Consider the following 25,890-nt stretch of genomic DNA (forward strand, 5'->3'; position numbering starts at 1 on the left):
CTTTATACAAAATGCTTTTCTTTTAAAATTACATATAATTTTAAAGTAGAAATAAAGAAAGTTAAAATAGCAGGTCCAAGGATAATACCCCAAAAGCCAAAACTTGAAATTCCTGCTATCATCGCAAAGAAAATTAAAAGTTCGTTAATTTGTGTTGGAATTTGAACAAGTTTTTCATTGATCCATTTAATGATGTAAGGCTTTACTAAAGTATCTGCGATAAAAGATATCATCACCACGCTATAAATGAAAATCACTAAAGCGCCACTTAGATTGTTATTTGCAAATTCATATAAAGAGACAGGCACATAAACTAAGGCCCCACCTACCACAGGGATTAAAGAGCTAAAGCAAAATAATATCCCCATTAAAATCGCATCATAACCATAAAATTTAGTAATAATAGCAAAAAGCACCCCTTGTAAAATGGCATTTAGCACCATAGAATAAAACACCACAGACATTACATTGCTCACTTCACTTAAAATGCCTTGAGTTTCTTCTTTTTTCATAGGCACTATGCTTTTGATATAGCCAATGAGTTGGGCTCCATACAGATTAGCAAAGAAATAAAACACACAAATTAACACCATATCAGTTAGAAATTTAGTGCCAAATTTAGTTGCGCTTGAAAGATAGGTTAAAACATTTTTAGAGATAGAATTTAAGTCAATACTTGCTAGTGCTTCTTTGATTTTGGGTTCTATAAAACTTAAAGATTCAGGTAGGTGTAAAGAATAATTTTTAAAATATTCTATGGTATTGTGAAAATAGCTTATATCAAAACCTTTTGCAGCCTTTGCTAGCTCTATAATAGCATATACAAAAGGTATAAAAAATAAAGCCAGCATAAAAGCAGTAGTAGCTGCTGCAGCAACGACTTTTTTACCTTTGAATATATTTAAGAATTTAACATTAACATTAGAAGTAGAAACAGCCATTAAGCTTGCTATGGCTATATTCATCAAAAAAGGTTTAAATAAAAAAAGTACCCAAAATAAAATGATTAAAATAAAACTAATCAAGAAAAAATTACTACTTTTCATCAAATAAACCCTTGTTGTATTTTAATTTTAAAACATCAAAACTTTTTAAGCTCGCAATACGACCTTTGGCTGTTCTTTCTATATAGCCATTTGCTAGTAAATATGGCTCTATCACATCTTCTATGGTGTTTTCATCCTCACTTAATGCTGCAGCTATACTAGAAAGTCCTATAGGTTTTCTTTTAGCTTCAGTTAAAAGCTCTAAATACCGCAAATCCATCGCGTCAAAACCAAGCTCATTTACCCCTAAAGAATCAAGCGCTTCTTTAGCTCTTTTTTCGCTAATAATTTCTTCATCATTTACATCAGCAAAGTCTCTTACACGCTTAAGTAATCTTAATGCAATCCTTGGGGTTGAGCGACTGCGTTTGGCTATTTCTAAAGAAGCTTTTTTTTCACAAGTTTTATTAAGCTTTAGAGCTGCTTTTTCTAAAATGATAGCAAGTTCTTCATTTTTATAAAATTCCAAGCGAAATTGCATACCAAAGCGATCGCGTAAAGGATTGCTTAGCATACCTGCTCTTGTAGTAGCACCTATTAGAGTAAATTTGGGCAAATCGATTTTGATTGTTTGTGCAGCAGGTCCACTGCCGATGATGATATCAAGACGAAAATCCTCCATAGCAGGGTAAAGCACTTCTTCTATGGCAGGGCTTAAGCGATGAATTTCATCGATAAATAAAATATCTCCCTCGCTAAGATTAGTTAAAATCGCAGCTAAATCCCCGCTTTTTTCTATCATGGGCGCAGCGGTGGTTTTGATATTTGCATTCATTTCATATGAGATAATGTTTGCTAAAGTTGTTTTACCAAGTCCTGCAGGCCCACTAAAAAGGATATGATCTAGACATTCATTTCTTTTTTTAGCAGCTTTGATGAAAATTTCTAAATTTTTTTTAATGTTTTCTTGTCCTATGTAGCCGTCAAAATTTGAAGGTCTAAGGCTTGTTTCATAAGTTTCATCAGGGGAGAATTTTTCAATCTCTACGATTCTATCCATATTTTTTCCATTTTATTTTGTAAGAAATTTTAATTTTATCTAAAATTTGCTAAAATAAACATTTAAACTTAGATTATAGAAGTTTTTATGGGAATTTTAGAGCAATTAGAGTTAGATTACGAGCTTGAAGAAATCGAGCGTTTTTTGTATTTTTTTAGAAGTCTTTGCGATGTTTTAGAGCCTTTGATAGTAAAGCTAAGCAGTGATAGCTCAAAATACAAAGAAGCTTTAAAAGACTTAGAGCAAAATATCCACAATGTGGTTTGGGCTGCTAAAAGATTAAATTTAGATGAGATTGCAAATTTTTGCATATTCTGTGAGGAAATTATGCAAGAAGCAGCTAAATTTGATGGTCCTGCTAGCGATGAATTTGTGGATTGGATGTTTTTAGTGGGTGAGCAGCTTGATAGATATTGCAGTGATTATGAAAAAAATGCTTCTTTTTTAAGCGTATTTAACCCTCAAATTGCAAATGTTCCTGATAAAATTTCTAAATAATGGGGACGACTTGGCTTCGACAGGAGTAGAGTGGCCTTGGTGGCATGTCGCTTTGAGCAAAGCGTATAAAGCTCAAATTAAAATTAAACGCAAACAACGTTAAATTTGCTCCTGCTTACGCTAAAGCTGCGTAAGTTCAGTTGAGCCTGAATTTTAAGTGATACTATCTAGCTTAGAATTTGGTCATTTTTGATAGTGTAGATTGAAATTTGACAAGTTTTGATTGAAGTTAAAGTCTTAGTCTAGCTTGAAATTTTGGAAGGTGAGTTTGGCTAGATGAAATTTTCACCTTTGCTAAGCATGTAGATGCCGTGGTTGTTTTATTTTTGGACAGGGGTTCAATTCCCCTCGTCTCCACCAGTAATTAGTTTTTATTAACTAGTGCATCTCTTATATCTATGACAAGATAAATTACAAAAAAGCTTAAAAATATCGCAACTAAAGATCCAATAAGTGTTACTAGACCTACTATAAATCCTAGAGTAAACATCAGCGCAATAGAATAAATAATCGCTATAATAAAGCTTAATGCAGCCGCTATATCAAGTATAGTTCTACCAAAATTTAAGATTAAATTTTTAATCATAATAGCTCCTTAATTAATAATAATTTATTAATTATAGCAAAATATAGTTTTAATTAATATAAAATTGTAGAATTATTTGAAGTTTAGATTTTCTTTGCAAGATAATTCTTGCAAAGAATTTATACAAATAAAGAATTCACGCTTTCATTGTGATAAACTCTGCGTATTACCTCGCCAAAAATAGGTGCTACGCTTAGGACTTTGATTTTATCCATTTGTTGTTTTAAAGGTATAGTATCAGTTACTACTAGCTCATCAAGCGCATCTTTAGCTATTCTTTCATAAGCTACACCGCTAAGTACAGGGTGGGTACAGCAAGCTATAACTGACTTTGCGCCTTTGCTTTTAAATACTTCAGCAGCTTTTACTATGGTTCCTGCTGTATCGATGATATCATCTACTAAAATCACTTCTTTATCTTTTACATCACCGATGACATTCATCACTTCGCTTTCGTTAGCTTTTTCGCGTCTTTTATCTACTATAACTATATCAAGTCCTAAAGCTTTTGCTACGCTTCTAGCTCTTGCTATACCGCCTATATCAGGACTTGCGATGATAGGGTTTTTATAGTTTTTATTTTTAATATAATCATTAAAAATAATACTTCCATAAAGATTATCCACAGGTATATCAAAAAAGCCTTGAATTTGTCCAGCATGTAAATCTATGGTAGCTACTCTATCTACTCCTGCTGATTCTATAAGATTTGCTACTAATTTTGCAGTAATAGGCACCCTAGGGCTTGCTTTTCTATCTTGTCTAGCATAACCAAAATAAGGGATGATAGCTGTGATAGAGCTTGCACTTGAGCGACGCAATGCATCTGTCATGATTAAAAGTTCCATTAGATTATCATTTGTTGGAGCACAAGTACTTTGTATGATAAATACATCTTTACCACGCACGCTTTCATCTATTTGAATGCTAATTTCACCATCGCTAAAACGCTTCACACCTGCATTGCTTAGAGGTAGTGAAAGGTATTTTGAGATTTTTTTAGCAAATTCCTCATTTGCTGAACCAGAAAATATTTTATATCCACGCATATATAAGCCTTAGAAAGTTTTTTGTGATGATATAAAAAGTTTTTTAAAAATACAATAAAACATATTAAAAGCCGTGCAATCTTTTTAAATCCGCGTCAATAGGAAATTTATTTCCATCTTTATCTACGCTCACATAAGTTACTACAGCTGAAGTTACATGCATACAATACACACGGCCATATTCATTAGCTCTTTGAGTAACTACTTCTACTTCTACGGTGATGGATGTATTACCTGCTTTGATGATTTTTGCATAGCAAGATACCAAATCACCTACGAAAATTGGCTCTTTAAAAATGATTTTATCTACCGCAACCGTGACAACTCTTTGTGGGGAAAGTTCTCTTGCGGCAATGGCTCCAGCTAGATCAATTTGTGACATGATCCAACCACCAAAGATATTACCAGCGGGGTTTGTATTGCTTGGCATAGCTATAACTCTTAGCTTAGGTTCTCCCATATCTTTCATACATTCTCCTTGTGTTTTAAAAAAAACATTATAATTAAGTTTTAAAAATAAAGAAAGGTAAAAAATGAATGATTTTAAGCAAATAGCAAAAATTGTGAAAAATAGAAAACAAAATATCAATAGTCTTTATAATATACTTCAAACTAATCAAAGTCATCCTTTGATAGATAGAGCTTTAGAACTAGCTAATCTTGAAAACGAAAAAAGCAATATTTTAGCAATGTTACGTCGTTTGGTGGATTTAAAAGAGGAAAATTTAGTCCAAGAGCTTGAGAAAAAAGGTTTAAATGAAGAAGAAATTTCTCAAATAAAATATAAAGTTTTTTCTTTAGTAAGAGCCTTTTATGAAGTAGAACATCAAGATTTAATCGATGAGATTAAGAGTAAAAATTTACTTGATGAGTTTTATTTGGCTTTAGTTCAAGGTGTGCATAATATAGGCGTAGTTATGAATTCTTTTGAGCTTGTTTGGAGCAAGCAAATTTTAGATACAAATAATAAAATCTTAAAAGAACAATTTCCAAATTTAAGTGATGCTTTGGAGTTTTTAAAGCAAAATGAGCTTTATCAGCTTAATCAAGATGGCGAAATTTGTGAAAGAAGTTATGGAGCTTTAGTTAAAATAGGAACACTTTGGAGATTTTTGCCTTATGCAAAAGCTTTTGAAAATGAGGTTTTAAAGCTTGAATATGAGTTTGATAAACTTTTAGAAAAACTAAGAAATTGTGCGTTAGATGATGAAAAAAATGCTTATATTGACTATATAGAAAAATTAAAATTTGCTTTTTGTGAAAAAGATAATAATGAAGTGGTTAAAAAATGGCAAGAGGCAGAGCTTGCGTGGATGGAAGTAAAATGCCCATTACAAATTGGCCATCCTTTAGAATACTATGAGGACTCTTATACGCATGCAGTAGCACTTGAGTGGGATATACGCTTAGAAGATGTGAGTGATTTTAATGCGAGTGAGTTTAAAGATAAAATCAAAGAAAGCTTTGCAATGGTGTATGTGAATTTAGATGAAGAAGATGAAGCTTTGTTTGATGAGGTAAATTTTAATCTTGAGAAAACTCAGCTTTATATTTGTATGCCTATGATTTTTTATGGAGCAGAGCTTAAGGGACTTTTTTCTGCTCAAGTAGTGCCAAATGATGAGTATGTAAGCAATATAGCAGGCAAAAAGATCTTTGCTTTTTTAAATTATGTTTATGAAAATGCTAAAACCAAGCCTTTCATGAAACTCTCTTCTATGGTGTTTGAAAAAGAATTTTTAGATTATGGTAGAGAAATTTTATTTTATAATGAAAAATTATGGAAAAGAATTTATGAAGTTTCTACCATAGGTCATGAGTTTGGGCATATTTTCTTTGTAGCAAATGATAGTGAAAAGAAAATGAATGAAAGCGGTGTATTTAAAAATATAGAAGAGTTTAAAGCTACTGCGGGTGGGCTTGTGAATTTCTTTTTACATGAAGAAGATGATTTAAAGCTTCCTGTGTTTTATGAGCTTATTAAAAGAGCTATAGGATTGATTGCTTGGCAAAGAGTAGAGGAGGTTAAGCCTTATTATACAGAAGGTTTGATTCATTTATCGTTGTTGTTTAAATCAGGGGTGTTATCTTTTGCAAATGAGAAATTAAACATTAAATTTGATGAGGAAGCTTATGAAGCCTTTAAGGCTGTGTTTATGCAAAATTACTATAAATTAGCAAGACATTATATGCTAAAAGAAGATGCTAAAAATTATTTAGATGAGTTTTGTGTTTTAGAAGATGAGGTGTTTTTACCACTTGATGAAGAGTGTAAGGAATTTGTAAAATACTACTATGAATTACACAAACTTTATGGTAATGAAATCGATGAAAGTGGAGAGTTTGAAAAATACTCTAATGCAAAATAAAATTTTATCAAGAAGACCTTAGCTTTCTTCTTGATATTTGCTATTTTCTAATGCTTTTTCCATGTCTTTTTGTGTTTTTAAAATCGCTTTACTAAAACCATTTAGCACTGAAAATGGAGCAAATTGCGCCGCTCTTTTTTCTCTTGGCATTGGCGGGAATTGTTTTGATTTTTGATATTTTTTATCTATTATATCTTTATACTCATCATGCATTATGACCTCCTATTAAAGAAGTAATTTCTTTGGTTTCATTATCTAAGCTTGAAGCTTTTAAAATAGCTTTTTTACCAAATTTTTGTATGATTTGAAGTCTTGCTTTTTGGATCTTTTCTTCTTTTTCAAGTTGATTTTTTTCTTGCAAAATTGCATTAAAATCACTAAATAAATTTAATTCTTGGAAATTTTCTTGTGCTTTATCTGTGATATTATTTAAACTTAGACTGATTTTTCTAATACTTAAGTTTTTATCGCTGATTTTGCAAAAAAGTTCCAAGGCTTTTTTATTGATGATTTTTAAAGAATGGGTAAAATTTTCTAAATTTATACTTCCATGAGCATTTTTAGGTATAGTTCTTCCATAATTATCTTTAGTAATAGCTCCTTTATAAGAAGCTAAAAGGTTTGAATTTTCTAAATTGCTTTTATCATATTGTATATCTAGCGTGATATGATTTGTTTTAAGGTTATTTTGTATAAGTTCAAGTACTAAATAATCCACAAGTTCTTTTAAAACTTTTATTGTTTGATTATTATCATATGCAAAGGGTAAAACCTTAGCCATGACTTTAGAGTGATTTTGCGATTTATAGTTTTTGATATCTTTCATCGTGCAAGTTTCAACACCCCATGCATGATCGATTAATAATTCAGCATTAACACCAAAGTGTTTATAAAGCAAAGCTTCGTGTTTTAAAGAAAATCTTGCAAGATCTCCCATAGTATGAATGTTTAAATCTGCAAGTTTTAAGGCAATGCCTTTACCTATACGCCAAAAATCTTTTAAAGGTTTATGCTGCCATAATTTATATCTGTATAATTTTTCATCTAAAAAGGCTATAAGTAAGCCATTTTCATCTACTTGTTGTCTTTTAGCAAGTATATCCATGGCAATTTTAGCTAAGTATAAATTTGTGCCTATGCCTGCTGTTGCGGTGATTTTACTTGTATGTAAAATATCAAGTAAAACCTTAGTAAGTAACTCATAAGCTGATAGTTTGTATTTTTCAAGATAAGAACTAAGATCGATAAAAACTTCATCAATAGAGTATATATGGATATCTTTTGCATCAAAATACTTTAAATAAATGCTGTATATTTTTGTGCTAAATTCTATATAAGTTGCCATTCTAGGTTTAGCGATGATGTAATCTAGTTCTAAATTTAAATCATTTTCAAGTTCTAATGTATCAAAACTTTTAGCTTGAAAGCGGTGTTTTTGAGCTTGTTTTAATCTTTCTTGATTGATTGAATGGATTTTTTGTTTAAACTCAAAAAGCCTTAGTCTGCCGGGTATATTGTAAGTTTTCAGCGCAGGTGAAACTGCTAGTATGATGGTTTTATCTGTTCTTGATTCATCTGCTACAATGAGATTAGTTGTTAAAGGATCTAGATTTCTTAAAACACATTCAGCTGAAGCGTAAAAAGATTTCAAATCAATAGAAGCATAAATTTTCATAGTATGTGAAGTTTGCCTTTAAATTTATTATAATTATAACAGTAAAAATTATTAAAATAGATGAAAGGAAATGAATTTTATAAGGTGGCGGACAGAGAGGGATTTGAACCCTCGAGACCCGTTAAGATCTGCACCCTTAGCAGGGGTGTGGTTTCAGCCACTCACCCATCTGTCCGTATTAAAAGGGAAAGTATATCTTATTGTTTATAAGATATACCTTAAATTTATACACTAAGATAAGCTATGATTAAAGTTATAACAAAACCAGCACCTAAAACCGCTATTTGTTTACCTCTGTCTTTACGTATAGCTATGATAGTGATTAAAAGTCCTGAAATATAAAGGATTATCATAGCAAGTGCAAAAGCTAGCCCAAGCACAGAAAAATACCACATACCTTTGTCTTTATGAAGCAAAATCATATTTCCAAGTAAACTTCTTTCTTTTGTGATGATTTCATAATTGTTTTCATCTATTTTAATAATACTTGCAGTATAGCTTATAGTGCCAAGCTCTATACCATCACCTTTTTTGTTAAGTTTTGGTTCTAAAGATGAAGGAAGTTTTAAGTTATTTTTCTTTAAAAAATCAATTAAAAATTCAGCTTCAGCACCTTCTTGGATAATGGCTTGAACTTTTTGACTTTGAATTTTAGCTCCACTTTCTCCATCAAAACCAGCTATATAGGCAAAACCAGTAACAGCATATAAAAATGCTAGTGGCAAGAAAAATAAGCTAATGTAAATGTGAATTTGTCTGAATAATTTGTTTTTATTCATTTTTAACTCCTTTTTTAAAAATAATGAAAAGTATATTATTAAAAAATGAAGTGAAAATAAAATTTAATCTTTTTTAAATTTACGGGCTAGGGTAAAAAAGCTTCGAATGATTCCATAAAGTACATATAAACTTGCGACGATTAACGCACTTTCTAAAAAATACAAATAAAGCATTGAAAATAAGATTACTAAAAGGATTAACACTTTTAAAACATTTGCGCGTTTTAAATCGATTTTTTTAAAGCTTGGATATCTTATATTGCTTACCATTAAAAAAGCTAAAAGCATTTGAATACATACTATCATCAAAGAAAAATCACGCAAAAAATCATAATATAAATAAGCACTTACCCATAAAGCGCTTACAACTGCTGCTGTTGGTATAGGAAGTCCTATAAAAACTGAAGGTTCATAAGTACCTGTGGTAACATTAAATCTTGCTAAGCGTATGGCACCAAAAACTACAAACAAACCTGCTATTAAGGAGCCAAAACGACCATATTCATAACCTATACTCATATAAAAAAGCATAGCAGGTGCTACGCCAAAGGCTATTAGATCTGCTAGTGAGTCAAACTCAACTCCAAATTTAGAAGTTGAATTTGTAGCTCTTGCAACGCGTCCATCTAAACCATCACAAATTAATGATAAAATGATATAAATTAATGCTTTATCAAAATTTTGATTAATAGAAGCAATCACTGAAATAATGCCTAAAAATATAGAAGCAGCTGTAAAAAGATTAGGTAAAATATAAATTAGTTTAAAATTCATGGATTTAAATACCCTATCAATGCACCAATGCGTACTTTGTCATTTTCATTTACGCAAATTCTAGTATCTTTTGGAAGCAATAAACTCACACTACCATCAAACATAAAACCTATATTTTGTCCATGGTTTAAATGATGACCAAAATCATCAATATGAGCTTTTCTATTTAAAGCGCCAAAAATGATGCGTAATGCCCATTGTTTGCCTTTGGAGCGTGCTAAAAATAGCATTCTTTCACCCATTAAATTTGTATTTTTCATAAATGGACATAAAAAAAGTCCGTGTCTTAGTCTAGTTTCTTCTATATCCATATCAAGTGGAGCTATGATGTTGCCTTGATGAATGATATTGTTTATAATTTGCACTTCTATACATTCGCCAAGCTCTTTATATGAGCTTGTTTTAATGCTTTTTATTTTTCCTTCTATGGGGGCTATGATAGTATTTGGATCTGCTATATAATCGATTTTACTAGTTCTAAAAAGACAAGCAAAAAGTATAAAAATACACCATAAAAGCCAAGAAAATCCCCATATAAATTGAGCTATTGCAAAAACTATAGCTAGAACTATGAGTAAATTCCAGCCTGCCTTTGCAATAAAATTTGTTTTCATTAGTTATCCTTAGTAGCTTCTTGCTCTTTTTCTTCTAAGCGCGTTGGAAGATTATTTTCTTCTTCATAATTTTTAATAATCTCTCTAACTTTAGCACCATCAATAGTTTCTTCTTCATAGAGTGCTTGTACCATTACTTCTATAGCACCGCTATAAGTTTTTAAAATTTCTTTTACACCCGCGTAGCGTTCATCTAAGGTTTTCTTCACATACTCATCTAAATCTTGCGCCATTTTATCAGAATAATCTTTGATAGTTTGTCCACCACTTAAGAAAGTATTTCTTTGTTTTTCAAGCACCATTAAACCCGCGATTTCACTCATACCATACATAGAAATCATAGCTTTTATGATATCAGTTGCGCGTTCAAGGTCATTACTTGCACCAGTTGAAATTTCTTTAATGAAAATTTCTTCAGCTGCACGCCCGCCTAAAAGTACATCAACTTCAGCTAAAAGCTCGTGTTTTTGCATTAAAAATTTATTTTCTTCAGGAGTATTGAGTGTATATCCTAAAGCTGCTAAACCACGCGGTATAACAGAAACTTTACTTACTTTTTTGGCACCTTTTGTGGTTTCAGCGATTAAGGCATGACCACATTCGTGGTAAGTTACTATTTTTTTCTCTTTATCATTAATTCTACGTGATTTTTTCTCAAGTCCCGCTATAGCTCTTTCTACTGCTTCAACTAAGTCTTTTTGTTCTACATGTTTTTTAGAATCCCTACCTGCAAGCAAAGCTGCTTCGTTAATGATATTTGCTAAATCAGCACCCGCAAGTCCTGCTGTTAATCTTGCGATATCTTCTACCTTTACTTCAGGCGAAATTTTAACATCTTTCATATGAACTTTTAAAATATCACATCTGCCTTTAAAATCAGGCTTATCTACTAAAACTTGTCTATCAAAACGTCCCGGTCTAAGTAATGCTGCATCAAGTACTTCAGGACGGTTTGTCGCTGCTAGTACGATTACTGGTGAGCTTTCAGTACCAAAGCCATCCATTTCTGCTAGAAGTTGATTTAAAGTTTGCTCTCTTTCATCGTTTCCACCCATCATGCCACTTGCAGCACGGGATTTACCTATAGCATCAATTTCATCTATAAATACAATAGCTGGAGCTTCTTTTTTAGCATTTTCAAATAAATCTCTAACCCTACTAGCTCCAACACCCACAAACATTTCTATAAAAGATGAACCTGAGACGCTAAAAAATGGTACATCAGCTTCGCCTGCCACTGCTTTTGCAAGTAAAGTTTTACCCGTACCTGGAGGGCCTACAAGCAAAAGTCCTTTTGGAATTTTTGCTCCAAGATTGATATATCTTTCAGGATATTTTAGAAAATCAACTATTTCTTTAACTTCTTCTTTTGCTTCCTCAACACCTGCAACATCATTGAATTTAACTTTTGGTTTTTCTGAGTTTACAAGTTTTTTGGAGCTTCCTATACCAAGTATGGATCCACCCATATTTTTTTGCATACGAGAGGCTAAAAACATCCATATACCAAAGAAAATAAATACCGGTAAAACCCAAGAAAGCAAGATATCTATAAACCAATTACTTTCATTAAAAGCTCCATAAGAAACGCCTTTTGAATCAAGTAAAGGCACAAAAGTAGCATCATTTGGAACTTTTTTAGTAATATATACCATATTTCCTGCTTTAGACACTGCTTTTATGGTAGTTTGGCCTATATTAACTTGGGCAATTTGATTGTTTTCAATTAAAGATTTTAATTCAGAATAAGTAACTTTTTTGGTATTTTCTCCGCCCATAATACCCATGCTACCATCATCTGAAAATCCTTTAAATAAAAGAATCATCACAATGGCAAAAATAGCAAAAATAAAAATAGGGTTTTTATTGAAAAAGCTATTATTGTTTGGATTATCTTTTGGTTCGTTTGGTTTTTTATTCATTATTTTGTTTCCTTTTTGTAAGCTAAACTCAACCACTCTCCTTTGTGTTTGCATTCTAACAAAGTCAAATCTTTGAATTTATCTTTAATTCTTTCTTCGTATTTGTTTAAAATACCAGATAAGATTAAAATTCCACCTTCTTTGGTTTTTTCTTTAAGATCTTTTTCTAGTATGATTAAAATATCAGCAATGATATTTGCTACAACTATATCATATTTATGTAAGCTTTTATTAATAGAACCTACCCAAATATCGTCAAAGTTAACTTGATTTAATTTTGCATTTTCCTTGCTTGCAACTATGGCTAGTTCATCTGTATCGCAAGCTTGCACTTTAGCTCCAAGCTTTGCCATGATGATACTTAAAATCCCACTTCCACAGCCTACATCTAAGCAAAATTTGGAATCATCTGTGTATTTTTGTAAAAATTCTATACAAGTATAAGTGCTTTCATGATGTCCTGAGCCAAAAGCTAAGGCAGGATCTATAATGATATTGATTTTATCTTGCATAGGTTTTTGCCAAGTGGTATGAATGTGGATATTGTCAATGGTTAAAGCTTGTATGCCTTTTTTATACTCTTCTATCCAGTTTTTATTTTCTTTTTTTTCTAAAGTAGAATGAAAATAAATCTTAGTGTTAAATTTTTCACATAATTTTTGATGAAAATTTTGTAAGGCTATTTGAATGAGTTCTATATCTTCTTCTGATCGTATATAAATGCCATCGTTTTTTTCTTCTATGGCGTCTATATCTAGAGAAAAAATAAGATCAAGGAATAAATCTAAATATTCCTTGTCTGTTTGAAAAAAAAGTTCGTAATAATGTGTTTGCATAAAAACTTATAATTAGCCTTCGTTTGTTCCTAAAACATCTTCAAGTTTTTCTTTTAATACTTGAGGTGTAAAAGGTTTTACGATATAGTTATTTACACCTGCTTTTAAAGCTGTAATAACTTCTGCCTTACCACCTTCTGTAGTTACCATGATAATAGGCATATCAGTGTATTTTTCTTCTGCTCTTACTTTTTTTACTAGTTCTAAGCCGTTCATTTCGGGCATATTCCAGTCGGTAATTAAAATTTTAATATCATCATTTTGTGAAAGTAAATCCCAAGCTTCAACTCCATGTTCAGCTTCTAAAACATCTTTATGACCTAATCTTACAAGAGTGTTTTTGATTATTCTTCTCATGGTAGAACTATCATCAACTACTAATAACTTCACTTTTTTTCCTTTATTTCGATGTAATTACATAAGTGTAATTGTATCGTTTTTATTTTTATTAATCAATTAAAAGTATATATTATACCATTTTAAAATAAAATTAGAATTTAATCACTCTCCATTTTTGTTATGATTAAACTCAGGCACAATTTCCTTTAAAACTTTTGCAGGATCTGTGCTTTGGAGTAATTTTTCTATTTCTTGATTTAAAATTTTTAAATCTTTAATTTCGCTAGTGGTAACAAAAATACTTTCATATTGAGTTTTTAAATCATCTTCATGGATTAAAAGCTCTTCATAAAGTTTTTCGCCTTTTCTTAGTCCAGTGATTTTAATTTCTAATTTTTTATTAGAAAGTAAAAGCATTTTTTTAGCTAAATCCATGATTTTAACAGGCTCGCCCATATCAAGTACAAATAATTCCCCGCCTTTTGCAATAGCAGCAGCTTGTAAAACAAGTTGCACAGCCTCATCCACAAGCATAAAATAACGTACTATATCAGGATGAGTAAGAGTAAGTGGCTCATTAGCTGCAATTTGAGCTTTAAATTTAGGTATAACACTTCCACTTGATCCTAAAACATTACCAAAACGCACACAAGCTACTTCAAAATTTTCACAACTTGAACTTAGCGCATAAAGCTCGCAAATTCTTTTTGTACAACCCATGATATTAGTTGGTCTTACAGCTTTATCAGTGCTTATCATAACAAATTTAGCAACCTTGTAAGTTTTTGCAAGATCGATTAAATTTTTAGTACCTATGATATTATTTAAAATAGCTGAGTGTGGATTTTGCTCACACAAAGGTACATGCTTGTAAGCTGCTGCATGCAAAATCAAATCTATGTTTTTTTCTTGTAAAAGTTTTTCTAGAGCCTCTTTGTCTAATATACTCATCATAATAGGCTCGATTTTTTCTTTATGCAAGCTTAATTCTTCATTGATTTTATATAAATTATACTCACTATGATCAAGCATGATTAAATGTTTTGCACCAAATTTAATGCATTGTTTACAAAGCTCACTTCCTATAGTCCCGCCAGCCCCACTAACTAAAACTACCTTATCTTTGATAAAATCAATCACGCAAGCATTATCTAAATCTTTTGGCTTACGCGCTAATAAATCTTCGATGCTTATATCTCTTGCTTCATTTTGTGTAAAAGAAAAAAGTTTTATATCATTAATCCCATAAGCAATGAGTTCATCAAAAAGCTTTTTGAGTTCTTCTTGCTCAAGTTTTAAAGCAATGATAGCAGTATGAATACCTTCAGCGGTATATTTTCTAATAGCTTCTTTTTCTTCAACTATAAATTTATCACAATAAGTACCTATTAAATTTTTACGCTCATCTACCACAGCTACAGGGAAAAGCCCTAAGCTTCCTTCTTTGGCTCCTTTTAATAAATGCAAAGCCTTTGAAGTAGCACCAACTACTATACAAGGGTGTTCTTCGTTGTATTTTGGCTTTCTAAAATCAACTATCATTCTTTTGCTTATACGCAAACTTCCAATTAGCATACAGGATAAAACAAAGTCTATCCCTATAACGCTTCTTGGAAAAGGATTAAAAAAATCATCATAAAAATAATAAATTGCTAAAAATACAAGTTCAGCTAAAGCTAAAGCGATAACTAATTTACGTGCCTCATTAAGTGAGAAAAATCTCCAAGCAACTTGATAAATTTTAAAAAAAGCTAGAAAAATGATTTTAAGTAAAATCAAAATCACAGCACTTTTAAACATGCCTTCATAAAATTCACTTGGAATGTCTGCACTAAAGCGTAAAGAAAAAGACAAATAAATACTTATAACAAAAAGTAAAATATCAGCGCCTAGGAAAAAACCTAAGCGTTTGCTTTTATAATCCATCTTAGTCCTTTAAGGTGTTTAAGATTAAAGTAGAAACTTCCTCTACATCAGCTTTACTCATAGTAGTTGCGCTTGGAAGACAAATTCCATTGCTAAAGAAAAACTCACTATTGCCATTTAAGTAAGCATCGCAACCTTTGTAAAGTTCTTGTAAATGCATCGGTTTCCAAAGTGGACGACTTTCGATTTTATTATCTTTTAAAACTTGTATGATTTTTAAAATTTTATCTTGAATTTGAACATTTTTATTTTCACATATACAATGTTTTTCATAAGTATTAAGTTTATTTAAATCAAAATCAAGCAAGGCAGTACTTAGCCAGCGATTTGACTTGGTATTTTCAAGCTCATCTAAAAAAGTAAAGGTGCCACTTAAAAATTCTTTATACCAGCTATAAATTTCACGCTTTTTATTCACTCTTTCTTCTAAAACTTCCATTTGAGCAGTACCGATTGCACCTAAGATATTGCTCATTCTATAATTATAGCCATATTCTTTATGCTCATAATGAAGACAATTTTCTCTAGCTTGAGTGCTATAAAATCTTGCTTTTTCAAGATTAGCATGATTTTCACTCACAAGCATACCACCACCACCTGTTGTGATGATTTTATTACCATTAAAAGAATATACTCCAAAATCCCCAAAAGTACCTAAAGCTTTATTTTTATAAAAACTTCCCAAAGCTTCAGCAGCATCTTCGATTAAAAAAATCTCATTTTCTTTACAAATTTGGACAATCTCATCCATTTTAGAAGCATTACCATAAAGATGTGTTAAAATGAGAGCTTTTGGCTTTTTAGGACTTTCTTTGATAGCTTTTTTTAATAAATTTACATCTAAATTATAAGTTTCATCACAATCAATAAACACAGGCGTAGCATTCATGTAAGAAATAGGCGCTACTGAAGCAATAAAAGTAAAACTTGAAGCTAAAACCACATCGCCTTCTTTAATACCCAAAACTCTTAAAGCTAGATGAATAGCTGCAGTTGCTGCATTTAGAGCAAGTGCGTTAGAACTTTTTGTATAATCTTTAATACTTTGTTCTAAGGCATTAACAAACTCGCCCAAAGGTGCTATATAATTACTTTCAAAAGCTTTGTGTATGTATTCTAATTCTTTTCCACTCATATGTGGTGCTGATAGAAAAAATCTCATTTTACCTCCTTTATTTTCTTAGCAGGAACTCCGGCATAAATGCCTTTAGAAGTTAAGTTTTTAACCACAACCGCTCCCGCACCTAAAGTTATATCATCATTTAAACTTATACAAGGAATAACGCTTGAATTAACTCCCAAAAAACAACGCTTTCCTATTTTTACATTTCCTGTTAGTTTAGCTCCAACGCTAATATGGCTAAACTCATCTACAAAACACTCATGCTCAATCACACAAGCAGTATTTAAAATCACACCTTTTGCAATACTAGCTTTAGCATTAACTACGACATTTGGCATGATTAAAATACCCTCATTATCTAAAAAAGCACTTGGGCTAATAATAGCACTTTTGTGTATCAAATTTACTAATCTAAATCCATCTTCTTTTGCTTTTTTGAAAAGTTTTTCTCTAATAGAGTTTGCACCAATAGCAATAAACATATCGTGTTTTTCTAAGTTGGAGTGATATTTTAAGCCTTTATTGTCATCCAAAAAGATGATTTTTTCATATCCTAAATTTCTAGCTACATCAGCACAGACTAAACCATGCCCACTAGAACCATATATATAAATACTTTTAGTTGTGTCCATTGAATTTATCCGTTGTAACTACTCCTTCTTTATTAACACCACTTCTTTTTAAAACTTTAATAATGGTCATAAAAAAGATTTTAAGGTCAAATAAAAAAGAGCAATTTTGCACATATTCTACATCATATTTAAATTTTTGCTCCCAAGAAATAGCATTGCGTCCATTGATTTGCGCCCAACCTGTAATGCCTGGTCTTACATCGTGGCGTTTTTTTTGCTCTTGATTGTATAAGGGTAAGTATTCTACAAGTAAAGGTCTTGGGCCTATGAAACTCATATCGCCTTTTAATACATTAAAAAGCTGTGGTAATTCATCTAAGCTCAAGCTTCTAACTAGCTTACCAAAAGGCTTTAAGCGTAATTCATCAGGAAGTAATTCTCCATTTTCATCGGTTTCATCACTCATAGTCTTAAATTTATAAATATAAAAAATTTTTTCATTTAATCCTGGTCTTGCTTGTTTAAAAAGTACACTTCCTTGAACGATTTTTAAAACAATACCTATAAGCACTATAAAGGGTAAAAAAATAATCAACAAAATCAAAGCCAAAAAAAAGTCAAAAACACGCTTTAAACCATTTTTATACATTTATAAAACCCCTATAAAAGTCAAGATATTTCAAAGCTATGATATTTTCATCATAATTTTGTGCTCTAAGAAAAGCATTTTGTGCTAAAGTATTTTTTAGTTTTTCATCTTCTAATAAAACTGCAATTTTTTCAGCTAAATCTTTACTATCTTTGCATTTGCAAATTAAACCATCTATGGCATTATCCACTGCTTCAATGCAACCCTCAGCATCACTTACCACGCATGCTTTTTTACAAGCTTGTGCTTCTAAAACCGTTCTTGGATAACCTTCTTTATAACTTGGTAAAACAAAAATATCGCATAAATTTAATAAATGTGCAATATCACTTCTTGCGCCAAGATAAAAAACATCATTTGAGTTTAAAAATTCTAATGGTGCGCAAGATTTATTATCATCCCTTCCACCTACCAAAACAAAATTTGCCTTATCTTTTAAAATTTGACTTGCCTCATAAAATTCTTTAATTCCTTTATGCCAAAGCGCTCTTGAGATCATTAAAATGATAGGTTTATCAGGCATGTTATGTTCTTTTAAAAAAGCTTGTTTTTCTTCTGTGCTAATTTTTAAAGGTAAAAATTGTTTTAAATTTAGCCCTACGGATTTGATGATTTTGATTTTTTCTTCTTTTAAGCCTAAATTTTTCATAAATAAAGCATTGCTTTCATTGACAAAAATAAAACCATTAGCAAGTTTAAAAGAAATTTTATAAAGCAAATTAATGCTCATTCTTACTAATTTGCTTTTAAAATCATCATCTATATAAAAACTTCCTAAGCCTTCAACCAAACCAAAAGTGTATTTAATGCCCGCCATTTTAGCTGCTATGATACCTGTTGTATTGCTTTTGTGAGCGCTTGTTTGTAAAAGATCTAAATTTAAACTTTTGAGTGTATTTTTTAAACTAAGTAGATTTTTAAAAACGACTAAAGGATTGACACTTGATCTGGCTAAATCATAAAAGCAAACCTTATAGCCTAGTTCTTGTAATTTAATAGCAAAATCATCTTTTGGAGTGATGATTATAACTTCATGATTATTTTTTTCTAAAGCCCTAATGAGCGCAAGACGAAAATAATACACACTCATTGCACTATGGGTTAAAATTCCTATTTTCATCTTTTTAGCCTATAAATTTTTGCTCTTGCATCATTAGTGACTTGCTCAAATAAATCTTGATCGTATTGATTTAATAAAAACATTTGTATATAAGCACTATTATAAAGACTTTCATCTAAAATCACAAAACTTTTATATTCTCTTAAAAAGAGCAAGTAAATTTGAGCTTTTGAATCAATTTCATTGTAATAGAATTTGCCATTAGTGATGGATTCTATATCCACAAAAGCTTTTAAAGGTATGCTTGCACCTTCTACTTTTAAGGCTCTAAAATCATTAATAATTTCTACTCCATTATCAAGCATAACAGAACCTGTGGTTTTATCTTGAGCTATGGCATTAGCTTGGGAGAAAAATAAACTTTTTTCTTGCTCTCCATTGTCAGGATTTGTATTTGCAAATTGTGCCACCACAGGCATAATACGCAACATTCTATAAGGCATGTAAATATATACATCTCTAGTTTTATTGGTATCAAATTTAAAATCTTTATCATTTAAACTTTCTAAAAAATCTTTAGCACTTGTTTGGTTATAATCTTTAACCATAGCTTTTAAAACATCAGGATAGTTTTCTTCGAAAGATTTTTCAGTGTATTCTACGCTAAGTCTTGCCATGTTAGCTGCTGGAATTTGTTCTTTGCTTAAGACAAAAGATGAGAAAAAATTATCTTTTCCTAGGTGTTTTCCACCATCAATTAGGGTTTTTACATCGCTATAATAGCGTATTGGATAACCATAATCCCACCAAGCAACGACATAATCTTCTCTTTGAGCTTTATTTTTTAAATCATTTAAAATACTAGCTTCATAAGAAGTAAAAACAGTAGAGGATTTATAATAATAAATATGCATCAAAGCAGGGCTTATACTAAAAAATGCAATGAGTATGAGTAAGATATTTTTATTTCTTAGACTAAGTTTGATTTGTTTTTTTTCTAAAAAATTAAAAAATGCATATAAAAAATACCCAAAACCCAAAGCCATCACAGGAACTGCATAAATGGTAAATCTAAGTCCAGCTCTTAAAGCCATAAAACCTAGTGCAAGCATAGGTAGAGCTAAAAGCATACTTTTGTGATCTTTGCAAAGTAAGATAAAACCTATAAAAGAAAGGATAAATACTAAAACACTAGAGCTAATTCTTTGCATAAATACTTCAGGTTCGATAGTATTTACTTCCATAATAGTTTCATTAACATTAAAATACATAAAGGCAGCATCTTTTAAATTTTGCACATCAGAAGCTTTGAAAACATAAAATTTAAGTTGATATAAAACAGGATCTAAACCACCACTTAAATGTAATATCAAAATGCTAATAAAAATCAAAGCCCAAATCATATAAAAATTGATTTTTTCTTCTTTAAAAGCAAAAATAGCAAATAATAATACAATCAAAGCAAGCTTATATTGCCATGCTAGCATACTTAAAGCTATGATCATCAAAGCAATAGCTAGATAAAAAATCTTTTCTTTTCTATGAAATACTAAAGTATAAAGTCCAAAAAGTCCTATCATAGCAAAATTTAAAGAATAGCTTGATGGATACCACCATAAATAAATCATGATGAAAATTGGACTTAAAAGTAGGGTGAAAATGTCTTTATTAATAGTTAAGCGTATAAAGGTAAGCAAAATAAGCATTGGTAAAACTAACACTAGCATATCAGTATCATAATACCCACTCATAGTACGGTTGTAATAACTATTTGCAATGCTTCCAAGTAAGGCTGCTATAAAGCCATAGGTAGTGAGTTTATACTCTCTTGCGATTAATATAATAGGCACAACAATCAAAGAAGCAAAAAAAGTACTCATATATAAAATAATACTTTCAAAGCTAAAAGGCAAAATACTATAAAGCCAATAAGTCAAAGTAGAAAGTGAGCTTCCAAAATAAGATAAGTCGTTAGGTTGATGAAAACCTGCTATCATATCTCTTGCACCTTCTGCAAAAGCATAGCCATCATTAGTAGTAATCATAAGTTGATCATTAAAGAAAAACTCATAAAACTCACTCGCCCAAGCTACCCAGTATAACCTACACAAAACACTAAAAGCAAAGGCTATAAGGATTAAAATACAGGTATATTTTATAGAATTATTATTCGTGAAATTTTGTTGCAGTTTCATTTTATGCCTTGTTGAAAAATTCAAATAATTGCTTTGCTATGCTAATTTTATCAAATTCTTTTGCACGCAAAAAAGCCTTTTGTCTATATGAAGCTTTTAATGCTTCATCATTGCACATTTTTTCTAAGCCTTCTTGCATGGCTTTTTCATCATCTACTTTTACTAAAAGTCCAAACTCATCATTTAAAAATAATTCCCTTGCACCGCTTTTATGATCAGTACAAAGCACGGCAGTATTGCAAGCTAGGCATTCGATTAAAACATTAGAAAAACCTTCAAAACTTGAAGCAAAAGCAAAAAAGTCGCATTTACTCATGTATTTATAAGGATTTTTATCAAAACCTAGTAAAAAGACTTTGTCTTTTAAATTTAAAGTTTCTATTAAAGCTAAAAGCTCATCTTTTAAAATACCCTCGCCTAAAATGACTAATTTTAAATCAGTTTTAACTTTTGCATAAGCCCTTATAAGCATAGCATGATTTTTACCATGATCAAGTCTACCAACACTTAGTATAAAAGGATCTTTAAAGTCTATTTCTTCTTTAGATTTTTCTATAATACTTTCTAAATCTATGGCATTGTATAAAATATCGCATTTTTTTGCTTCTATGTTGAAATTTTGTATTAAATCTTCTTTGTTTCCTATAGAATTTGCTAAGATTAAATCTGCTTTATTATAAAGTTTTTTAATAAGAAATTTATTAATAAAAGAATTTAGATTATTATGTTTATAAATCACACTTGGAGTAGTACATTCATTGATAATAAGGGTTGATTTAAGTCCTAGGGATTTTGCCATTAAAGCAATATAATTAGGTCTATTTAATAATACAAATTGTAAATTGATTTTTAAATCTTCGCAAAGCTTTTTGTATTTCATAGCTAGCAAGGGTAGTTTTAAAAATTTAGCTAAATTACTTTCGCTTGGATTTGATTTTTCAAGGTAGTGGATATTAACCTCAGGAATGTCATAGGATATTTTATCATTCATTAAAATCAAATGTACTTCATATTTTAAATTTAACACAGGTAATAGCGTAGATACAACTCTTTCAGCACCACCGCTTCCTAAAGAATAAATAAAAATTGCTAGTTTTTTCATGTTAAACCCTTACTTCTTTGATTAAATCAAGCCATTTTTGTGCTACATTGGCCACTTTATAATCTTTACATCGCTGCTGTGCATTAAGCGCTAGTGTTTTTCTTAAATTTTCATCTTGCAATAAAAGGGCGAGTTTTTCGCTTAAAGCCTTTTCATCATCTAAATCTACTAAAAATCCATCTTTTCCATCATCAATTAAATCTTTATGGCCACTTGTGTATTTAGTGCTAATGCGTGCTACTTGATAATATAAACTTTCAAGTAAAACCGTTGGCAAGCCTTCTATGAAAGAGCAAAGGCAGATTATTTTTGCTTTTTTATAAAGCTCTTGCATATTTTCAACTTTGCCTAAAAAATTAACCTTGATATTTAAATTCTTAGCTTCTTGTTCTAAATCTTGTCTTAATTCTCCATCGCCTGCTATGAAAAAATTGTATTGTTTTTGTAAATTTGTATCTAGCCTTGCTATGGCTTTTAAAAACATAGAAGCATTTTTATTATGATCAAGTCTGCCTACGAAAATGACATTATTTTCTTTTTCTAAATTTTCTTTAATGGGGCTAAAATGACAAGGATTTGGCATATTGATAACTTTTTTAACAAAGTTTTCATAATAATTTTTATCATCATTACTTAGCACGGTTAGAGCATTTGCATGAGGAAAACTTATACGGCGTAAAAATTTCCAAATTTTAGATTTTAAATAAGTATAAGAGCTATGCTCGCTAATAATTAAAGGTGTATTAGAACCTTTATTTGCCCAAACGCAAGCAATGTTAGTGGTATCTAAAAATGAGATAAAAACATCACTTTTATGGTCTTTAAGTGCTTGTTTTAAGGCTTTGAATTTTTTAATGCGTGAGGCTATTTTATTATAAAGAGTGGAAAAGTCAAACTGCTCTAGGGTAAAAAGTTTGACTCTTGGATCAAGCTTGTAAAAAGAGTCTTCTTTGTGAAATTTAATAATATTTATTTCATGATTTTTACAAAGTTCATTAGCTAAAGTGACCAATACTCTTTCAGCACCGCCTGAATTTAAAGTAGCTATGATGAAAGTGATTTTCATACTTGTTCCTTTAAATGCCCATGATTTACTTCAAATACTCTATCACAACCTTGTATAGTTGAGAGCCTATGAGCTATAATGATGAGGGTTTTATCTTTTGAAATTTTATAGATTTCTTCCATGATTTTTGCTTCACTTTCTTGATCAAGGGCGCTAGTTGCTTCATCTAAAACTAAAATTTCAGGTTGTTGATAAAGCGCTCTTGCTATGGCTATTCTTTGTCTTTGACCCCCACTTAAAAACGAACCCGAATCACCCACCTTAGTATGCACTCCATCTTCAAGTGAATTTACAAAGCTTTCAAGATTAGCTTGTTTGATTACCTTATGCAAAAGCGCTTCGTCTATTTCTTCTCCAAAGCTAATATTTTTAGCAATAGAATCATTAAAAAGATAAATTTGTTGAGGTATGTAGCCAATTTTACTTCTAAAACTTTTTATATTGCTCTCATCAAGCTTAATTCCATCTACAAAAATAGCTCCATCGCTTGGTTTTAAAAGCCCTATGATAAGATCAACTAAAGTACTTTTACCACTTCCACTTTTACCTATAAAAGCGATTTTTTCATTTTTCTTAAGCTCAAAATTTAAATTTTTAAATAAATTTTTCTTACCCTTATAAGCAAAGAAAAGATTTTTCAAAACAATTTTTTCTTTAAATTCAATACTTTCATCGCCTAGTTTTTCTTCTTTTTCATTGAGCATATTATAAATAATATCTAAAGAGTTTTTATAATATGTGATTTCATTATAACTTGTGATGATACGATTAGCACTTGGCATAAGTCTATAAAGAGCCACCACGAAAATGGTAATGGTTGCTAAGATAGATGAGATATCACTTTCATATCTTAAAACTAAATATACTACAATAAAACAAAGCATACAAAAACCTATACCTTCAAGGTAAATTCTAGGAATGCTTGACATGCTTTCATTGCTAATATTTGCTTTAGCAAAAAGCCCACTTTGAATTTCATAAAGCTTTTGTGTGCTTTGTTCTTTGGTTTTGAGTTTGATGATTTTAAGGTTGTTTAAATTTGCATTTAAAATTTCAAAATAATTTTTCATCGCCTCTTCTCTAGCTATGGAAGCCTTTTTTACCAAGGGTGAGAGGATTTTAATCAAAATAAAAGCATTTAAAAGTAAAAAAGCACTTAGAGCTAGGGTGATTTTATAGTTGATAATTAGCAATAAAGTATAAAGCAAAAACACCACAAAGCTTTCACTTAGCATAAGTAAAAATGCACTAATTAAAGTACTTAAATGAAATACTTCTTGCGTGATGGTTTTTAAAAGTTCTGATTGATTTTTATTAGTAAAATTCTCATATTCAAGGTGTAGGTATTTATCAAAAATACGACAAGCAAGGCTGTGGTAACGCCCTTTAGAAAAACGCGCAAGCAAATGAAAATAAAAGGCATTTAAAAAGGCTCTAAAAATATAAAAGGCGATTAATATACAGCCAAAATAAGCAATAATCTTATAACTTGGTAAATTTAAATACTCATATATAGGTTGAAAATAGGAACTTTTTTCTAAAAGCTCAAAATTACTCGCCACTGATACAAAAGGCATGATTAAAGAAATAGCAAAGCTTTCTATAAATCCTATAAAAATAGAAAAAATTAGCAAAGCAAATAAAAATTTCTTATCATGAGCATTGAGTATGAAAAAAAGTTTTTTTAACACTGTTTTTCCCACTCATAAGCACTTTTGCAGATTAATTCTAAATCATCATATTTTGGTTTCCAGTTGGTTAGAGTTTTGATTTTATCCGCATTTGAAATAAGCACAGAAGGATCCCCAGCTCTTTTTGGCGCAAGTTCTACTGTGAAATCTACTCCACTTACTTTTTTCATGGTTTCAATAACTTCTTTTACGCTAAAGCCATGTCCATAGCCTACATTGAAAATATTACTTTCATTGTTTTCTAAGTATTCTAAAGCAGCTAAATGTGCACTTGAAATATCATCAACATGGATAAAATCTCTAATGCAAGTACCATCTTTAGTATTATAATCATCGCCAAAAATATAAAGTTTTTCTCTTTTTCCTGTGGCTACTTCAGCAGCAACCTTGATAAGTAAAGTAGCTTTTGGATAGCGTTGACCTATAGGATAACTCATGCAAGCACCTGCTACATTGAAGTATCTTAAAATGCAGTATTTAAATTCAGGATGAGCCATATTAGCATCTTGTAAGACTTTTTCACTCATAAGCTTGCTTTGCCCATAAGGATTAATCGGTGCTAATGGACTTTGCTCATCTACAATAGGAGTTTGTGGCTCTCCATAAGTTGCTGCGGTTGAAGAAAAAATGAATTTTTTCACACCTGTTTCTAAGCAAGTTTGGATTAGATTACTTGTGTTTGCAGTGTTGTTCATATAGTATTTTAAAGGATTTTCCATGCTTTCAGGAACTTCAATACTAGCTGCAAAATGCACAATCGCATCAAATTTTTCCTCTTTGAAAAGTTTTTTAATCCCAGCATAATCGCTTAAATCTTGCTCAAAAAACTTAAAAGGTCTGATTTTAGAAAGTTCATCCAAACTTTTTTTGCTACCTTTTGAAAGATTATCTAATACACAAATTTCATGATTTGTTTCTAAAAATTGTTTTAAGGTATGAGAGCCTATGTATCCTGCGCCACCGGTGATTAAAATTTTCATTTTTATCCTTTTTGTGATATTTAATAACAGTTATTTTAA

25 protein-coding genes, 1 tRNA gene and 1 other RNA gene are annotated in these 25,890 nt (G+C 30.7%); 3 read left to right on the forward strand and 24 right to left on the reverse strand.

Annotation, left to right across the window (positions count from 1 at the left end; genetic code table 11):
- Positions 1-2: 2 nt before the first annotated feature.
- On the reverse strand, positions 3-1,046 hold the full coding sequence (locus L8V82_RS02075; RefSeq protein ID WP_263723835.1) for an AI-2E family transporter: 1,044 nt from the start codon (positions 1,044-1,046) through the stop codon (positions 3-5).
- Entirely contained in the window at positions 1,036-2,046 is a 1,011-nt protein-coding gene (ruvB, locus tag L8V82_RS02080) for a Holliday junction branch migration DNA helicase RuvB (RefSeq protein WP_039619088.1), read from the reverse strand. The genes L8V82_RS02075 and ruvB overlap by 11 nt, the downstream gene beginning before the upstream one ends.
- An 87-nt stretch (positions 2,047-2,133) precedes the next feature.
- On the opposite strand from ruvB, the gene L8V82_RS02085 reads away from it, so the two are divergent.
- Entirely contained in the window at positions 2,134-2,544 is a 411-nt protein-coding gene (locus L8V82_RS02085; protein ID WP_263723836.1) for a histidine phosphotransferase, read from the forward strand.
- Position 2,545: 1 nt separating this feature from the next.
- Positions 2,546-2,904: a transfer-messenger RNA gene (gene ssrA, locus L8V82_RS02090) on the forward strand.
- Positions 2,905-2,908: 4 nt separating this feature from the next.
- On the opposite strand, the gene L8V82_RS02095 is transcribed toward ssrA, so the two are convergent.
- From L8V82_RS02095 to L8V82_RS02105, 3 genes are all read right to left on the reverse strand, one after another.
- On the reverse strand, positions 2,909-3,130 hold the full coding sequence (locus L8V82_RS02095) for a hypothetical protein (RefSeq protein WP_214135152.1): 222 nt from the start codon (positions 3,128-3,130) through the stop codon (positions 2,909-2,911).
- Between the two features lie 119 nt (positions 3,131-3,249).
- Entirely contained in the window at positions 3,250-4,179 is a 930-nt protein-coding gene (locus L8V82_RS02100) for a ribose-phosphate pyrophosphokinase (protein WP_039619082.1), read from the reverse strand.
- Between the two features lie 64 nt (positions 4,180-4,243).
- Positions 4,244-4,648 carry an acyl-CoA thioesterase gene (locus L8V82_RS02105; RefSeq protein ID WP_039619080.1) on the reverse strand — a complete coding sequence of 135 codons (405 nt, stop codon included), beginning with the start codon at positions 4,646-4,648 and terminating at the stop codon, positions 4,244-4,246.
- Positions 4,649-4,712: 64 nt separating this feature from the next.
- Here L8V82_RS02105 and ciaB point away from each other — a divergent pair, with 64 nt between their 5' ends.
- The gene (gene ciaB / locus L8V82_RS02110; RefSeq protein ID WP_263723837.1) at positions 4,713-6,548 is read left to right on the forward strand and encodes an invasion protein CiaB; all 1,836 of its coding nucleotides are present in this window, start codon (positions 4,713-4,715) and stop codon (positions 6,546-6,548) included.
- Positions 6,549-6,566: 18 nt separating this feature from the next.
- On the opposite strand, the gene L8V82_RS02115 is transcribed toward ciaB, so the two are convergent.
- The 19 genes from L8V82_RS02115 to galE form a co-directional block, all read right to left on the reverse strand.
- The gene (locus L8V82_RS02115; protein ID WP_087690067.1) at positions 6,567-6,761 is read right to left on the reverse strand and encodes a hypothetical protein; all 195 of its coding nucleotides are present in this window, start codon (positions 6,759-6,761) and stop codon (positions 6,567-6,569) included.
- Positions 6,754-8,223, reverse strand: coding sequence for a DNA methylase (locus L8V82_RS02120; protein ID WP_263723838.1), 1,470 nt, complete (start codon positions 8,221-8,223; stop codon positions 6,754-6,756). Before L8V82_RS02120 ends, L8V82_RS02115 begins: the two co-directional genes overlap by 8 nt.
- Positions 8,224-8,308: 85 nt before the next feature.
- A tRNA-Ser gene (locus L8V82_RS02125) sits at positions 8,309-8,398 on the reverse strand.
- A 49-nt stretch (positions 8,399-8,447) separates the two neighbouring features.
- The gene (locus tag L8V82_RS02130) at positions 8,448-9,002 is read right to left on the reverse strand and encodes a PepSY-associated TM helix domain-containing protein (RefSeq protein ID WP_263677721.1); all 555 of its coding nucleotides are present in this window, start codon (positions 9,000-9,002) and stop codon (positions 8,448-8,450) included.
- A 63-nt stretch (positions 9,003-9,065) separates the two neighbouring features.
- Positions 9,066-9,776 (reverse strand): CDP-diacylglycerol--serine O-phosphatidyltransferase, encoded by a 711-nt coding sequence (gene pssA / locus L8V82_RS02135; RefSeq protein WP_173787723.1) that lies wholly within the window; start codon positions 9,774-9,776, stop codon positions 9,066-9,068.
- The gene (locus L8V82_RS02140) at positions 9,773-10,390 is read right to left on the reverse strand and encodes a phosphatidylserine decarboxylase (RefSeq protein WP_087699227.1); all 618 of its coding nucleotides are present in this window, start codon (positions 10,388-10,390) and stop codon (positions 9,773-9,775) included. Before L8V82_RS02140 ends, pssA begins: the two co-directional genes overlap by 4 nt.
- Positions 10,390-12,312, reverse strand: coding sequence for an ATP-dependent zinc metalloprotease FtsH (gene ftsH, locus L8V82_RS02145; protein WP_263723839.1), 1,923 nt, complete (start codon positions 12,310-12,312; stop codon positions 10,390-10,392). Before ftsH ends, L8V82_RS02140 begins: the two co-directional genes overlap by 1 nt.
- Entirely contained in the window at positions 12,312-13,148 is an 837-nt protein-coding gene (locus L8V82_RS02150; RefSeq protein WP_263723840.1) for a 50S ribosomal protein L11 methyltransferase, read from the reverse strand. The genes ftsH and L8V82_RS02150 overlap by 1 nt, the downstream gene beginning before the upstream one ends.
- 12 nt (positions 13,149-13,160) lie before the next feature.
- Complete coding sequence (locus L8V82_RS02155) at positions 13,161-13,538, reverse strand: chemotaxis response regulator CheY (RefSeq protein ID WP_066008527.1); 378 nt, start codon at positions 13,536-13,538, stop codon at positions 13,161-13,163.
- A gap of 111 nt (positions 13,539-13,649) precedes the next feature.
- Entirely contained in the window at positions 13,650-15,413 is a 1,764-nt protein-coding gene (gene pglF, locus L8V82_RS02160) for a UDP-N-acetylglucosamine 4,6-dehydratase (configuration-retaining) (RefSeq protein ID WP_263675116.1), read from the reverse strand.
- A 1-nt stretch (position 15,414) separates the two neighbouring features.
- Entirely contained in the window at positions 15,415-16,575 is a 1,161-nt protein-coding gene (pglE, locus tag L8V82_RS02165) for a UDP-N-acetylbacillosamine transaminase (protein ID WP_263723841.1), read from the reverse strand.
- Positions 16,572-17,168, reverse strand: a complete 597-nt coding sequence (pglD, locus tag L8V82_RS02170; protein WP_263723842.1) for a UDP-N-acetylbacillosamine N-acetyltransferase — start codon at positions 17,166-17,168, stop codon at positions 16,572-16,574. The genes pglE and pglD overlap by 4 nt, the downstream gene beginning before the upstream one ends.
- On the reverse strand, positions 17,155-17,757 hold the full coding sequence (gene pglC, locus L8V82_RS02175; protein ID WP_263723843.1) for an undecaprenyl phosphate N,N'-diacetylbacillosamine 1-phosphate transferase: 603 nt from the start codon (positions 17,755-17,757) through the stop codon (positions 17,155-17,157). Before pglC ends, pglD begins: the two co-directional genes overlap by 14 nt.
- Positions 17,750-18,877 carry a N,N'-diacetylbacillosaminyl-diphospho-undecaprenol alpha-1,3-N-acetylgalactosaminyltransferase gene (pglA, locus tag L8V82_RS02180; RefSeq protein WP_263723844.1) on the reverse strand — a complete coding sequence of 376 codons (1,128 nt, stop codon included), beginning with the start codon at positions 18,875-18,877 and terminating at the stop codon, positions 17,750-17,752. The genes pglC and pglA overlap by 8 nt, the downstream gene beginning before the upstream one ends.
- Positions 18,874-21,012 (reverse strand): STT3 domain-containing protein, encoded by a 2,139-nt coding sequence (locus L8V82_RS02185; RefSeq protein ID WP_263723845.1) that lies wholly within the window; start codon positions 21,010-21,012, stop codon positions 18,874-18,876. The genes pglA and L8V82_RS02185 overlap by 4 nt, the downstream gene beginning before the upstream one ends.
- A gap of 1 nt (position 21,013) precedes the next feature.
- The gene (locus L8V82_RS02190; RefSeq protein WP_263723846.1) at positions 21,014-22,114 is read right to left on the reverse strand and encodes a glycosyltransferase; all 1,101 of its coding nucleotides are present in this window, start codon (positions 22,112-22,114) and stop codon (positions 21,014-21,016) included.
- Position 22,115: 1 nt separating this feature from the next.
- Positions 22,116-23,180: a glycosyltransferase gene (locus L8V82_RS02195; RefSeq protein WP_263723847.1), complete on the reverse strand. Its 1,065-nt coding sequence runs from the start codon at positions 23,178-23,180 to the stop codon at positions 22,116-22,118.
- Complete coding sequence (locus L8V82_RS02200) at positions 23,177-24,871, reverse strand: ABC transporter ATP-binding protein (protein ID WP_263723848.1); 1,695 nt, start codon at positions 24,869-24,871, stop codon at positions 23,177-23,179. The genes L8V82_RS02195 and L8V82_RS02200 overlap by 4 nt, the downstream gene beginning before the upstream one ends.
- A complete protein-coding gene (galE, locus tag L8V82_RS02205; protein ID WP_263723849.1) occupies positions 24,865-25,851 on the reverse strand; it encodes a UDP-glucose 4-epimerase GalE in 987 nt (328 codons plus the stop codon). The genes L8V82_RS02200 and galE overlap by 7 nt, the downstream gene beginning before the upstream one ends.
- Positions 25,852-25,890: the final 39 nt, after the last annotated feature.

This window comes from Campylobacter sp. IFREMER_LSEM_CL2151, assembly GCF_025771725.1.
Lineage (GTDB): Bacteria > Campylobacterota > Campylobacteria > Campylobacterales > Campylobacteraceae > Campylobacter_D > Campylobacter_D lari_C.